At 75.7% G+C, this 12,067-nt stretch carries 16 protein-coding genes; 8 read left to right on the top strand and 8 right to left on the bottom strand.

Features of this window, described 5'->3' with window-relative positions; genetic code table 11:
* The first annotated feature begins 57 nt into the window (after positions 1 to 57).
* Positions 58 to 543, top strand: a complete 486-nt coding sequence (gene rnhA / locus CKY47_RS32510) for a ribonuclease HI (protein ID WP_306750173.1) — start codon at positions 58 to 60, stop codon at positions 541 to 543.
* On the opposite strand, the gene CKY47_RS32505 is transcribed toward rnhA, so the two are convergent.
* The 3 genes from CKY47_RS32505 to CKY47_RS32495 form a co-directional block, all read right to left on the bottom strand.
* Positions 499 to 969, bottom strand: coding sequence for a hypothetical protein (locus CKY47_RS32505; RefSeq protein WP_306750172.1), 471 nt, complete (start codon positions 967 to 969; stop codon positions 499 to 501). The two genes, rnhA and CKY47_RS32505, sit on opposite strands and share 45 nt — an antisense overlap.
* A gap of 16 nt (positions 970 to 985) precedes the next feature.
* Positions 986 to 1,348, bottom strand: a complete 363-nt coding sequence (locus CKY47_RS32500; protein WP_306750171.1) for a hypothetical protein — start codon at positions 1,346 to 1,348, stop codon at positions 986 to 988.
* 145 nt (positions 1,349 to 1,493) lie between these two features.
* A complete protein-coding gene (locus CKY47_RS32495; protein ID WP_306750170.1) occupies positions 1,494 to 2,627 on the bottom strand; it encodes an aminotransferase-like domain-containing protein in 1,134 nt (377 codons plus the stop codon).
* Positions 2,628 to 2,805: 178 nt separating this feature from the next.
* On the opposite strand from CKY47_RS32495, the gene CKY47_RS32490 reads away from it, so the two are divergent.
* Both CKY47_RS32490 and CKY47_RS32485 read left to right on the top strand, forming a co-directional pair.
* Positions 2,806 to 3,744 carry an RNA polymerase subunit sigma-70 gene (locus CKY47_RS32490; protein ID WP_306750169.1) on the top strand — a complete coding sequence of 313 codons (939 nt, stop codon included), beginning with the start codon at positions 2,806 to 2,808 and terminating at the stop codon, positions 3,742 to 3,744.
* Positions 3,745 to 3,765: 21 nt separating this feature from the next.
* Positions 3,766 to 4,518 carry an alpha/beta fold hydrolase gene (locus CKY47_RS32485; protein ID WP_306750168.1) on the top strand — a complete coding sequence of 251 codons (753 nt, stop codon included), beginning with the start codon at positions 3,766 to 3,768 and terminating at the stop codon, positions 4,516 to 4,518.
* Here the strand turns inward: CKY47_RS32485 and CKY47_RS32480 are convergent.
* The gene (locus CKY47_RS32480; protein ID WP_306750167.1) at positions 4,460 to 5,140 is read right to left on the bottom strand and encodes an ADP-ribosylglycohydrolase family protein; all 681 of its coding nucleotides are present in this window, start codon (positions 5,138 to 5,140) and stop codon (positions 4,460 to 4,462) included. The two genes, CKY47_RS32485 and CKY47_RS32480, sit on opposite strands and share 59 nt — an antisense overlap.
* A gap of 119 nt (positions 5,141 to 5,259) precedes the next feature.
* On the opposite strand from CKY47_RS32480, the gene CKY47_RS32475 reads away from it, so the two are divergent.
* From CKY47_RS32475 to CKY47_RS32460, 4 genes are all read left to right on the top strand, one after another.
* Entirely contained in the window at positions 5,260 to 5,970 is a 711-nt protein-coding gene (locus CKY47_RS32475; protein WP_371320775.1) for a S1 family peptidase, read from the top strand.
* Between the two features lie 99 nt (positions 5,971 to 6,069).
* Positions 6,070 to 6,348, top strand: coding sequence for a VOC family protein (locus tag CKY47_RS32470; RefSeq protein ID WP_306750166.1), 279 nt, complete (start codon positions 6,070 to 6,072; stop codon positions 6,346 to 6,348).
* Positions 6,349 to 6,379: 31 nt separating this feature from the next.
* Positions 6,380 to 6,826 (top strand): DUF309 domain-containing protein, encoded by a 447-nt coding sequence (locus CKY47_RS32465; RefSeq protein WP_306750165.1) that lies wholly within the window; start codon positions 6,380 to 6,382, stop codon positions 6,824 to 6,826.
* A gap of 101 nt (positions 6,827 to 6,927) precedes the next feature.
* Positions 6,928 to 7,110 (top strand): hypothetical protein, encoded by a 183-nt coding sequence (locus tag CKY47_RS32460; RefSeq protein WP_306750164.1) that lies wholly within the window; start codon positions 6,928 to 6,930, stop codon positions 7,108 to 7,110.
* Positions 7,111 to 7,190: 80 nt separating this feature from the next.
* On the opposite strand, the gene CKY47_RS32455 is transcribed toward CKY47_RS32460, so the two are convergent.
* The 3 genes from CKY47_RS32455 to CKY47_RS32445 form a co-directional block, all read right to left on the bottom strand.
* Complete coding sequence (locus CKY47_RS32455) at positions 7,191 to 7,424, bottom strand: hypothetical protein (RefSeq protein ID WP_306750163.1); 234 nt, start codon at positions 7,422 to 7,424, stop codon at positions 7,191 to 7,193.
* Positions 7,421 to 7,588, bottom strand: coding sequence for a hypothetical protein (locus CKY47_RS32450; protein ID WP_306750162.1), 168 nt, complete (start codon positions 7,586 to 7,588; stop codon positions 7,421 to 7,423). The genes CKY47_RS32455 and CKY47_RS32450 overlap by 4 nt, the downstream gene beginning before the upstream one ends.
* A gap of 85 nt (positions 7,589 to 7,673) precedes the next feature.
* Positions 7,674 to 9,047, bottom strand: coding sequence for a helix-turn-helix domain-containing protein (locus CKY47_RS32445; protein ID WP_306750161.1), 1,374 nt, complete (start codon positions 9,045 to 9,047; stop codon positions 7,674 to 7,676).
* A 188-nt stretch (positions 9,048 to 9,235) separates the two neighbouring features.
* Here CKY47_RS32445 and CKY47_RS32440 point away from each other — a divergent pair, with 188 nt between their 5' ends.
* A complete protein-coding gene (locus CKY47_RS32440) occupies positions 9,236 to 9,988 on the top strand; it encodes an EI24 domain-containing protein (RefSeq protein ID WP_371320777.1) in 753 nt (250 codons plus the stop codon).
* Here CKY47_RS32440 and CKY47_RS32435 read toward each other — a convergent pair.
* Entirely contained in the window at positions 9,981 to 11,993 is a 2,013-nt protein-coding gene (locus CKY47_RS32435; RefSeq protein WP_306750159.1) for a beta-propeller domain-containing protein, read from the bottom strand. The two genes, CKY47_RS32440 and CKY47_RS32435, sit on opposite strands and share 8 nt — an antisense overlap.
* Positions 11,994 to 12,067 lie beyond the last annotated feature (74 nt).

Below are 12,067 nucleotides of genomic sequence, written 5' to 3'. Positions count from 1 at the left end.
CAGCGGGTCCGCCGTCGGCTGATCGGCCGTCGGCGAACGCCCCGGTATGTTCTGCGCGTGGAGCAGGTGGTGGAGATCTACACCGACGGCGCGTGCAGCGGGAACCCGGGACCGGGCGGGTGGGGCGCGGTGCTGCGGTACGGGGAGCACGAGCGCGACCTGTTCGGCGGGGAGTCCTCGGCCACCACCAACAACCGCATGGAGCTGATGGCGCCGATCCGGGCGCTGGAGACGCTGAAGCGGCCGGCCACCGTGCGGATCCACACGGACAGCACCTACGTCCGCAACGGCGTCCTGTCGTGGATGGCGAAGTGGAAGTCCAACGGCTGGCTCACCTCCGCCCGCCAACCCGTGAAGAACGTCGACCTGTGGCAGCGGCTCGACGCCGCGCTCGTGCCGCACGACGTCGAGTGGCACTGGGTGAAGGGCCACTCCGGGCACCCGGAGAACGAGCGCGCGGACCGGTTGGCGGTCCGCGGCGTGCAGGCGGCCCGGGAGTCAGACCTGCGGGCAGACCTCGTACATGATGCGGAACAGGCGTGACGACTCGGGCGAATCGACGGGCGGCAGGTCGAAGTACGCCTTGGCGGCGTCCACGCACCGGGTGAGCACGTCGTGTCGGGTGGTCAGGGTCGTGTGGCGGGAGCGGTTGTCCTCCAGCACCCGGTCGGCTTCCTCCTGCTCGGCCTGGAGCCCGGAGAGGGCGCGTTCCTCCTCCAGTCGCGCCGCGGTGAGGCGGTCCCGCTCGTCGCCCGCGTCGGCGTGCAGCACGGTGAAGACGGCGGCGACGACCGCGAACACGACGGCCAGCGCGGTGAGCACGACGACCGGCGCCCTGCCGGGGCGTGGGGCGGCCGTGAGCGGCGGGGTGAGCGGCGGAATCCCCGTCGGCTGCCGACCGGCGGGGTGGACGTCGGCGGTGCGGACGTCGACGGGGTCGGCCTGCCGGGTGGGTTCGGACGTCGTCATGTGCGGTTCCCCTCGCTCAGCAGTTGTCCGAGGCGCGGCCCACGGCGGGGCCCAGCGCCGCGTCGTCGTCGTCCCGCGCGGCGATGATGGTGTCCTTGGCCGGGTCGGCGCACTTGTGCAGCTCGGCGTTCGCGGCCTCCAGGCGGGCGATCCCGTCGGCCACCTCGTCGATCGACGCCGTCGTGCCCGACAGCCTGCCCTGCGCCTCGGACCGGGCGGTCGACACCTGGTCCAGGCGCTGCGACTCCAGGTCGCGGTCGTCGCGCACGCCGGCGAACAGCGTGATCGCCAGCGCCGACGCGCCGATCAGGAGCACCACGAGCGCACCGAGCACGACGACCACCCGGCGCGGTCCGGACTTCGGGAGCGGTTCTGTCATGGGGCGAAGCTAGGTCGCGGCCGCCGGGCGGGGCCGTCGCGCGCGGGCCGCGACGCCGTCCGACCTGCCGTTCCCGGTTCCCCGGACCGGGCCGGACCGGGGAACCGGCGACAGCGCGCGAACCGGCCTGCCCGCGCGAACCGGTCTACCGCAGCACGGTCGCCAGCCGGCGCATCCCCTCGGCGATCCCGTCCGGCGTGTTCGTGGTGAACGACAGCCGCATCGTCGACCGGTCCGGTGTGGTGGCGTAGAACGCCGCGCCGGGCACGAACGCCACGTCCCGCTCCAGCGCCTTGCCCACCAGCTCGCCGGTGTCGACGTCGCCGGGCAGGGTCAGCCACACGAACATGCCACCGTCGGGGTCGGTCCACCGCGTGCCCTCCGGCGTGGTGGACGGCAGCGCCGCGACCATCGCGTCCCGCCGCTCCCGGTAGGCGGCGCACAGGCCGCGCACGTGCTCGTCCAGGTCCGTGGCGCCGAGGTAGACCGCGGCGGCGGCCTGGTCGAGGACCGAGGTGTGCAGGTCGGCGGCCTGCTTCACGATCACCAGGGTGCGCAGGAGCGCCTCGGGCGCGCGCAGCCAGCCCAGTCGCAGACCGGGCGCGCCGATCTTGGAGAAGCTGCCCAGGTGCAGGACCCGGTCGCTGAAGGAGGCCAGCGGGGGCACCGGCTCGCCGCGGAACCGCAGCTCGCCGTACGGGTCGTCCTCGACCACCCACAGGCCGTGCCGGTCTGCGACGGCGGCGACCGCGGCGCGGCGCCCGGCGTCGAGCGTGCGGCCGGTGGGGTTGGCGAACGTCGGCACGAGGTAGAGCAGCCCGGGCCGCTCCCGCTCGACGACCTCGGCCAGCGCGGCCGGGTCCACGCCGTGCTCGTCGCCGGCGACCGGCACGACGCGGGCGCCCGCGAGCTGGAAGCACTGGAGCGCGGCGAGGTAGGTGGGTTCCTCGACGGCGACGACCGAGCCCGGCTCCAGCAGCGCGGTGACCACGAGCGCGAGCGCCTGCTGCGAACCGGTGGTGACGAGCAGGTCGGCGGCGGTCGTGGGCAGGCCGCGGCGGGTCATCCGGGCGGCGACGAGGGCACGCAGGTCCACGTCGCCCTCGGTGGGCGCGTACTGGAGGGTGCGGCGGGACAGGGCCTGGTCGAACGCGGCGCGCAGGCCGTCGACGTCGAACAGCTCGGGTGCGGGCAGGCCGCCCGCGAACGAGATCACCTCGGGGCGGTTGGCGAGCGCGAGCAGGTCGCGGACCGGGGAACTGGTGAACGTGCGCGCCACGGGGACTCCTCGGGTGGCTTCGGTAATCGGACACAGCGGTCGGACGCGGCGGTCGGACGCGGCGGTCGGACGCGGCGGTCGGACGCGGCGGTCGAGCGGGGTGTCCGCGCGGTCGTGCCACGCGGGGTGGGCTGCACCGAGGGGTCGAGGGGCGCCGCCGCGAGTTTACCGTGTGCCGGTGGACCTGGACCTGGACCTGGAGAAGCACCGCGTGGAGTTGACCGGGTACTGCTACCGCATGCTCGGCGGGCCGTTCGAGGCCGAGGACGCCGTGCAGGAGACGTTCGTGCGGGCGTGGCGCGGCGGGTTCGACCCGGCGCGCGGCCCGCTGCGGCGGTGGCTGTACGCGATCGCCACGAACGTGTGCCTCGACATGCTGCGCGGCGCGCGGCGCCGGGCGCTGGCCGCGGACCTGACCGGTCCCGCCGCACCGGGTTCGCCGCTGGGCGAGCCGCTGCCGCCGGAGGCGTGGGTGCAGCCGGTGCCCGACGCGCGGGTGCTGCCCGCCGACGTGCTCGTCGAGCGGCGGGAGTCGGTGCGGCTCGCGTTCGTCGCGGCGCTCCAGCACCTGCCGCCGAGGCAGCGGGCCGTGCTGATCCTGCGCGACGTGCTGGTCTGGCGGGCGCACGAGGTGGCCGACCTGCTCGGCACCAGCGTCACGTCCGTCAACAGCGTGCTCCAGCGGGCCCGCGCCACCCTGGCCGCGCGGAAGCCGGAGCCGCTCGAGCCGGTCGACGAGGGCCTCCTGGAGCGCTACACGGCCGCGTTCGAGCGGTACGACGTCGACGCGCTCGTGGCGGTGCTGCACGAGGACGCGACGATGACCATGCCGCCGTTCGCGTGGTGGCTGCGCGGGCGGGCGGCCGTCGCCGCCGTCCTCGCGGTCCCCGGCACGGGCTGCGAGGCGGCGCGGGTGGTCGCGACCCGGGCGAACGGCGTGCCCGCGTTCGGCCAGTACCGGCCGGACGAGGAGGGCGTGCTCCGGGCGTTCGCGCTGGTCGTGGTCGAGTTCTCGGGTTCGCGCGCGGTCTCCTGCGCCACGTACCTCGGCGATTCGCTCTTCGGGTTGTTCGGGCTGCCGATGACTTTCGGCGGTCGGCTCCGTACCGATGGGTGAGACCCCACGGGAGGACGACCGATGTACGAGGACGTGAACGGCGTGCGCACCTGGTTCGAGGTGCGCGGCGAGGGCGAGCCGCTGGTGCTGCTGCACGGCGGGTTCGGCGACTCGCGGGACTTCGAGCCGAACCTGGTGCGGCTCGCCGACCGGTTCCGGGTGTTCCTGGTGGACCGGCGCGGCCACGGCCGCACCCCGGACGTGCCCGGCGACGTGGACGCGGACCTGCTCGCCGGTGACGTGGTCGGGTTCCTGGAGCGGGTCGTGGGCGGCCCGGCGCACCTGGTGGGCTACAGCGCGGGCGGGGTGGTGGCGCTGGGCGCGGCGGCGCGGCGGCCGGACCTGGTGCGCCGGCTGGTGGTGCTGAACTCCGGCTTCTCCGCCGACGGGTGGCTGTTCCTGCCGGAGCCGGACGGGCGGTTCCCCCCGGCGGTCGTCGACCGGTACGCCGAGGTGTCGCCGGACGGCCGGGACCACTTCCCGGTGGTGGTGGACAAGTTCGCCCGCGCCGCGCGTGCGCCGGAGGTGGTGGACCTGGCGGCGATCACCTGCCCCGTCCTGGTGCTGGGCAGCGACGACGACATCGTGCACCTGGAGCACACCGTCGCGCTGTACCGGGGGATCGCCGACGCGCAGTTGGCGATCGTGCCGGGCAGCTCGCACCTGATGCTGTTCGAGCGGCCCGACCTGTGCGTGGAACTGGTGGCCGGGTTCCTCACCTCCACGCCGACGCCGCTGACGCCGACGCCGCTGATGCCGGTGCGCCGGGCTTGACGGCGTCCGCGCCGGGACCCGGTGCGCCGCACCGGGTCCCGGGTCGCTCGCGCGCCACGGGAGCAGGGCGTCCACAGCGGACAGGTGGGCGCGGCCGAACGGCCCGTCCTCCGGACCGTCCACGAGGGACGCCGTCCGCGCGGCCCGCGCGCTCGTCACGCCCTTCGCGCCCACCGCGCCCCGCCACGGCGTCGCCCACACCGGTGAGCCCAGCCGGTCCGCGACCCACGCGCCGACGTCGGCGACCGGCCCCGACCCGCAGCCCGCGGTGGCAGTAGTGCACGGCGAGCGCGGCGGCCCGCGCCGGGGCGACCCCGTCCGGGGTGTCGTGCGTGACGCGGGGCTGCACGTCGCTGTGGTGCAGCACGTCGGGCAGCGGGCCGACCGGGACGACCCGCATCGCCGCGCCGCTCTTGTCGGTGTCCGGCCGGATGCGGGCGAGGAACTCCTCCCCCGTGCGCACCGACCCCGGGAGCCCCTGGAAACCCCGCGCGTACGCCAACCCCGGGCGCACGGGGTCGCGCACGTACCCGACGAGGGTGTCGTGCCTGCCCACGTGGTCCGCGTCGGCGTACTCGAAGCCGGCCCCGCAGGCGCCCCCGATGGCCATTTCGACAAGCACGGGGCCCACGTTATAACCGATTCGATATGGCCCTTTTCACCCGGTCGGGTGGTACGAATCCCATGACCCGAGACATCCCTGCGCGCGAGGAATCGCGTGTCTCGACGAAACGAGGAACCGTGCGAATCACCAGGTTGGTCCCCGCCATCGCGGCCGCGCTGCTCTCCCTGCCCACCGCCGTGCCGTCCGGCGCGGCGGCGCCCGCCCCGGACGGCGGTGTCACGCCGTACATCATCGGCGGCGGCTACGCGAGCAACGCCCCGTGGGCAGCCCGGCTCTTCTCCAACGGCCGGCAGACGTGCAGCGCGACGATCATCGCGCCCACGTGGATCCTCACCGCGAAGCACTGCGTGAGCGGTGGCGGGCTGTCGTTCCGGATCGGCAGCCTCGACCAGACCTCCGGCGGCACCGTCGCCAACGGCGTGCAGACCGTGAACCACTCGTCCGACCTGTCGCTGGTGCGCCTGGACCGCTCGGTGAGCGCCGGCTACGCGCGGCTCGGCCAGCCGGGTTCGGTCACCGTCGGCCAGTCCGTGCAGGTGTACGGCTGGGGCGCGACGTCCCAGTGCGGTTCGGAGATCAACTGCCAGTCGCGGTACCTGAAGGTCGCGAACGTGACCGTCACGGGCGGCTGCACCGACGCCTACGGCGGCAGCGCGATCTGCGCCCGGCGCGGCGACGGCATCACCGCCGGCGGCGACTCGGGCGGCCCGATGATGGCCGGCGGCGTGCAGGTCGGCGTCGCCTCCACCAGCGACCGGCAGACCACCACCGCCTACACGAACGTGACGCGGTACCGCTCGTGGATCCAGTCGGTGGCGGGCGTCTGACCCTCCCGCGGACGTGCCCGCCCGCGCCTCCGGGACGCCCCGATCGAGCAGTACCGCCGGCTCAGCCTCGGGTCCCCGGACCAGCCGGGGCTGGAGATCGTGCTGGAGGACCCGTCGATGGGCAGGCCGGCCGACGACGCCCGGGCGCTGCGCGCGCTGCCGGCCAAGGGCTCGCTCAGCTCCCTGATCTTCCGGGTCGACGACTGCGACGCCACGTTCGAGAAGCTGCGGGCCGCGGGCGCCGAGGTCATGCAGGAGCCCGTCGACCAGGCGTACGGGGTGCGCGACTGCGCGTTCCGCGACCCGTCGGGCAACCAGCTCCGGTTCTCCGGGCCGGTCAAGGCCGGCGCGGTCGGGGCGGCCGCGGCCGAGCGCTGACGTCCGCGCGGGTTCGTGACACGATCACGGCATGAGCACGAGCCCCCGTGACCGCGACGAGCAGGGCCGGGCCCGCAACGCGCGACCGCGCGACGGGCTCGGCCGTCCGCTGCCCTACGGGCTGCCGGGTGTGGAGCGCCAGCCCGAGGGCGTGCCGCGCACCCCGGCGGAGGCGCTGACCGAGGCGCAGCGGCTGCTCGACGACGGCCGCCCGTTCCACGCGCACGAGGTGCTGGAGGACGCGTGGAAGGCCGCGCCCGAACACGAGCGCGAGCTGTGGCGCGGGCTGGCGCAGCTCGCGGTCGGCCTCACGCACTCCGCGCGCGGCAACGCCTCGGGCGCGCGGTCGCTGCTCGGCCGCGGCGCGGCCAACATCGCACCGTACACCGACGGGCCGCCGCACGGGATCGACGTCGCCGGGCTGGTCGCCTGGGCCGGGTCCGGTGTCGGCGTGCCGCGGCTGACGCGGGACCGCTGACCCGGCCCGGCCCGGCCCGGCCCCGAAGTTGGGCCGAATGCCCGCTTGGGCGCCGGTGGCGCCGGGTAAGTCCCGGTCAACTACTACACCGGGAGGCTCCCGTGCTAGCGATCATCGCCGCGGTCATCTTCGGCCTCGCCCTCCTGCTGGACCTGGCGAACGCCTCGTTCGGCACCGTGCTGGACGGCGGCACGCTGCTGCTGGCGGGACTGCTGTGCGTGGCACTGCACCTGGCGGGTGTGGGCGCGGGCGCGCGGAACCTGAGCTTCCGCCGCCGGCGCTGACCCGACGGCCGCTCGCGGGAAGGCCCCGGACCGACCAGGTCCGGGGCCTTCCCCGTGCCCGTGGCCTTCCCGCGCCCGGGTCAGGGGCGCGCCGGCGGGGCGGAGAGCAGGCACGCGACGCACGGCACGCCGTCCGGTTCGGGCAGCAGCTCCGCCGCGGCGACGTCGATCCGCTCGCCGCACAGGGTGACCAGGGCCGACCGCGTGCCGTCCGGCAGCGGGACGAGGTGGCAGCCGCGCTCCCGCTCGCCCGGCGCGTGGTCGAGCCTGCGCACCAGCAGCACGGGTTCCTCGGCGCGCGGGGACGGGCTCACGACACCACCAGTTCGTCGGTCACGACGCACACCACCGCGTCCGGGGTGGCGTAGAAGTCCAGGCGGTAGGGGCCGCAGCGCCGGCGCACCCGGGCCGGGTGGTCGTCCCCGCGGTCACCGGTGTCGTCCCGCGGTGGCGAGCCCGTGGGTTCCGGTTGGGTCATCCCCTCATCGTGGGGGTCGGCCGCCGGTCGGCGAAGCCCCGCGTCGCGATCGGTGCGGTCGTATGCGGAACTCGCATGGGACCGGTCACGCCCCGCCGTCCCACCCGGCGCCGCGCGCCAGTTCGGCGACGTCCGGCGCGCCCTCCCAGTGCCCCAGCCTGGCCAGCTCCTGCACCACGTGCGGCGAACCGGTGGCGCGGGCCGCGTCGAGGGCCTCCCAGGCCAGCTCCGCGGCCCGGTCGCGGTGGCCCGCGAGGGCGTGCGCGCAGGCCAGCTTCGCGAGGTGCACGCCCTGCTCCCACAGGCACATGCGCCGCCACCGGCGCTGCTGGAGGTCCTCGTAGACCTCGATGGCGCGGGTGGGCCGGCCCAGTTCCAGCCAGCTCGACGCGCGCTCCAGCGCGATGTGCTCGGCGGTGAAGCAGTAGCCGATCCAGTACGCGTCGCCGTCGGGCGACCGGACGCGCCGGAACTCGGCGTCGGCCAGGTCGAGCCGCTCCATGCACGTCTCGTCGCCCGCCGCGGCCAGGCCGCGGGCCTCCTGGCGCAGCGCCATGGCCCGCACGACGGGGCTCGCGCCGTGCTCGCGGCGCGCCGCGCGGGCCAGGCCGACGACCCGGTCCGCGTCGCCGTCGGCCTCGGCGAGCTGGGACAGCCGGATGTAGGAGTAGGCCACGACGTCGCGGTCGTCGGCCGCCTGGCCCTGCTCCAGCGCGCGGGCCGTCCAGCCGACCGCGCCGCGCGGGTCGTCGGTCTCCTCGTGCAGCCAGCCGGAGAACTCCGCGTACACCGCGCCGATGGCGAGCAGCCTGCGGCGCTGCTCCCCGCGCGCCGAGCGGCGCAGCGCGTCGATGAAGTCGTGCAGGGCGCGCACGGTCGGCACGAGCGCCGCGAAGCCGCGCCAGTTGTGCGCGTCGTTGACGACCCGGCGCAGCACCAGCAGGTGCTCGAACGCGTCGTCGGCGATCGGCCCGCCGTCCCGGCCGCCGCCGAACACCGCGGAGCCGGTGAGCGCGGTCAGCGCCGCCGCGTCCAGGCCGAGCACGTCGTGCGCGTCGGTCCCGGGGCCGGCGCCGAGGCCGGCCGCGCGGTCGGGGGCGAGCCCGCGCACGTCCCCCGCCTCGACCGGCACGGTGTGGTCGGACAGGCCGAGCAGGTGCGCGGGGATGCCGAGCAGCCGCTGGAGGGGCCGCAGCACGCGCAGGTCGTAGGCGATGTTGCTGCCCGCCTCCAGGCGGGAGATCGCGGACTGCGAGAAGCCCGCGAGCGCCCCCAGCTCGTCCTGGCGCAGGCCGTGCGCGCGCCGGGCCGCCGCGACGACGGCGCCCGGCGACCGGTGGCGCACCGCCTCGCGCACCTCGGCGCCGTGCCACAGCGACGGCGGCAGGGGCGGCAGCGGACCGCCGGGGGTCGCCGCGTCGGGCCGTCCCGCGGTCGGGTCGGTGCGATCGAGTGCCATCCCCGTCCCTTCGGGCGATCCCTTCGCGAGACCCCGCATCCTGGCACCGCTCCCGGAGCGGGCACACCGCCGTTTCGGGGGTGCGGGGCACCGACCTCGACCAGCGGGCGGACCCGCCGGTCCGGGCATTCCGGACAACGGGCACCGGCCGTTCCGGGCGCGCGGTTATGCTCCCCGCCGTGATCAGGGTGCTGCGGGACTTCTCGACCGGTGTTCGACTGCTCGGCCAGGGGTTCGGGTTGGTGTTCCGCTCGCCGAAGCTGCTGCTGATCGGCGCGGTGCCGGCGCTCCTCACCACCGTGCTGCTGATCGGCGGCCTGGTCGGGCTCGCCGTCTACGTCGACGACATCGCCGCGTGGATCACGCCGTTCGCCGACGACTGGAGCGCGACCACCCGCTCGGTCGTCCGGTTCGCCGCCGGGTTCGGCGTCATCGGCGCGTTCGTCGCGGTCGGCCTGCTGCTGTTCACCGCGATCACGCTGATCGTCGGCGGCCCGTTCTACGAGCACATCGCCGAGACGATCGAGGACGAGCACCTCGGCGGCGTGCCCGAGGCCGAGCGGGCGAGCTGGCTCAGGTCCGCGGCGGTCGGCGCGCGCGACGCCGTGCTGCTGGTCGGCATCGCGATCCTGTGCGCCATCCCGCTGTTCGCCGCCGGGTTCATCCCGGTGGTCGGCCAGACCGTGGTGCCGGTGGTCGCGGTGTGCGTCAACGCCACCCTGCTCGGCATCGAGCTCACCGCGATCCCCTTCACCCGGCGCGGCCTGAACCTGACGGTGCGCAGGCAGGTGCTGCGCCGCAGGCGCGCGGTCACGCTCGGCTTCGCCGTGCCCGTCTACCTTCTGTGCCTCGTCCCGCTGGCGGCGCTGGTCGTGCTGCCCGCCGCGATGGCGGGCGGCACGGTCCTCGCGCACCGCCTGCTGCACGACCGGATCAGGTGAACGGCACCCACGCCCGCTCGACCAGCCCGTCGATCCGGGTGACCCGCACGCCGGTGGCGGACAGCGTCCACAGGTCGTCGCCGATCACCAGGGCGCGGCGGATGCCCGCGTCGTAGGGCACGGCCTCGTGCCGGATCTCGCCGAGCGCGGAGAACGCCCGGTCGGCGAGCCGCAGCACGAGCACCCCGCCGACCGGCGGCGCGACCGGCTTCCCCGCCGTCCCGTTCGGCGGCGCCCCGACCTCCGGCTCCACCGGCGCGGTCACCACCGGCAGCACCACCAGGTCCCGGTCCGGCCAGTGCAGGAACGCGTGCGGGTCGTACTCGACCTCGGAGTTCGCGCCGGGCAGGTGGTGCGCGGCGACCCTGGTCGGCGCGACCGGGTCCGACACGTCGAACAGCGACACCTGCGTGCCCGTGGTGCGGCCCCGCGTGGTGGCCTCCTGGCCGACGCCGATGAGCGTGCCGTCGCCGACCGGGTGCAGGTAGGCCGAGTACCCGGTGATCTTCAGCTCGCCCACCGCGCGCGGCCCGGTCGGGTCGGACAGGTCCAGCGTGTAGAGCGGGTCGACCTGCCGGAACGTCACCACGTACCCGACCGGGCCGACGAACCGGACGCTGTGGATCCGCTCGCCGACGCCGAGGCCCTCGACCTTGCCGACCTCCTTCAGCTCCGCGCCCTCGCGCCTGAGCACGATCACCGCGCTCTGCGTCGCGGGAGCGGCCCGCCTCGTGACGACCGCCGCGTCGCCGTACGTCGTCGCCACCCGCAGGTGGCCGGCGTGCTCGGACAGCGCGTACTGGTTGAGCAGCGCGCCCGCGACCCGGCCGGACGCCACGTGCTCCGGCGGGCCGGGCCGGGACACGTCGAACTGGTGGATCGCGGTCGTCGGCGGTCCGGTGGGCGCGCCGCGGGCCTGCGGGCGCAGGTGGTGGTCGTCGGCGACGTAGAGGGACGTGCCCGTGCCGTAGACGGTGTCGCCGTCGGCCACGATCGTCACCGCGTCACCGGTGCCCAGGTCGCCGGGGAAGTCGAAGGTGAGCACGGAGAGCATGGAGGCGGCCGAGCTGCCGACGGGCGCGCTGACCCGGTCGCACGCGACCAGCCGTCCCTGCGAGGTCCGGCCCCCCGCGTCGCTCAGCTCGTAGCGCGGCAGCCACGCGTCGATCGGCGCGGTGGCGGCGATCTCCCGGTTCCCGATCAGCGACTCGGCCTCGCCGCGGCCGTCCACCGGGTGGACCCACGGCAGTCGCGGTCCCGAGTGGACGACCACCCGCACCACGTCGCCGACCTGCCGCGCGTCGACGTACCGGCCGTCGACGCGCAGCGTGCCCAGCACCTCCGGCTCGCCCGACAGGTCGACCAGGGTGATCGAGGCGCCGCCGTCCGGGGTCCCCTCCGCCGGGGAGTGCGCCCCGCCGACGAGCAGCGCGCGGTCCCCGTGCAGCAGCAGCTGGGACGCGGGCGCGTCGGCCAGGTCCAGCGTGCCGGTGACCGCGGTCGAGGCGACGTCGAGGACGCGGAGCCTGCCGTCGACCACCGTGACGACCCGCTTGCCGTCGGTCTTGACCAGGTCCGGCTCGTCGACGCCCCGCTCGTGGGTGTTGGTGCCCGAGTGCTCCGGCGCCGAGGGGTCGGGCGCCGAGGGGTCGGGCGCGGACTGGCCGGGCGCGGACTTCTCGCCCGCGGACCGCTGCGGCGCGACCGGTGGCGTGCCGCCGGCCCGCGAGTCGAGCGCCACGCCCGTGTCGCCCGCGGCGGGGACCGCGTAGCCACCGCCCCCCAGGCCGTACACGCCCACGTGCGGCGCGACCGCGGCGCGCAACCCGTGCAGCGCGTTCTCGCACGAGTCGTACGCGACCAGGTCGACCGGCACCGCCTCGATCGGCGGCACGATCCGCCAGTCCACCTCCGGCGCGGGCACGGCCGAGGCCGCGCTCACCCCCACCACCAGCGCCGTGCCGCCCACGAGCGCCGCCCGCGTTGCCCAGGACCATCGCCTCATGCCCCCAGGACGGGACGAGGGCGCGAAGCGGTTGCGCGCCACCGCGGGAAGCGCGCCGACGGCGGTCGTGCTGG

It is taken from the genome of Saccharothrix longispora, assembly GCF_030852425.1.
Lineage (GTDB): Bacteria > Actinomycetota > Actinomycetes > Mycobacteriales > Pseudonocardiaceae > Actinosynnema > Actinosynnema longispora.
This window is presented reverse-complemented; position numbering and strand designations above follow the sequence as displayed.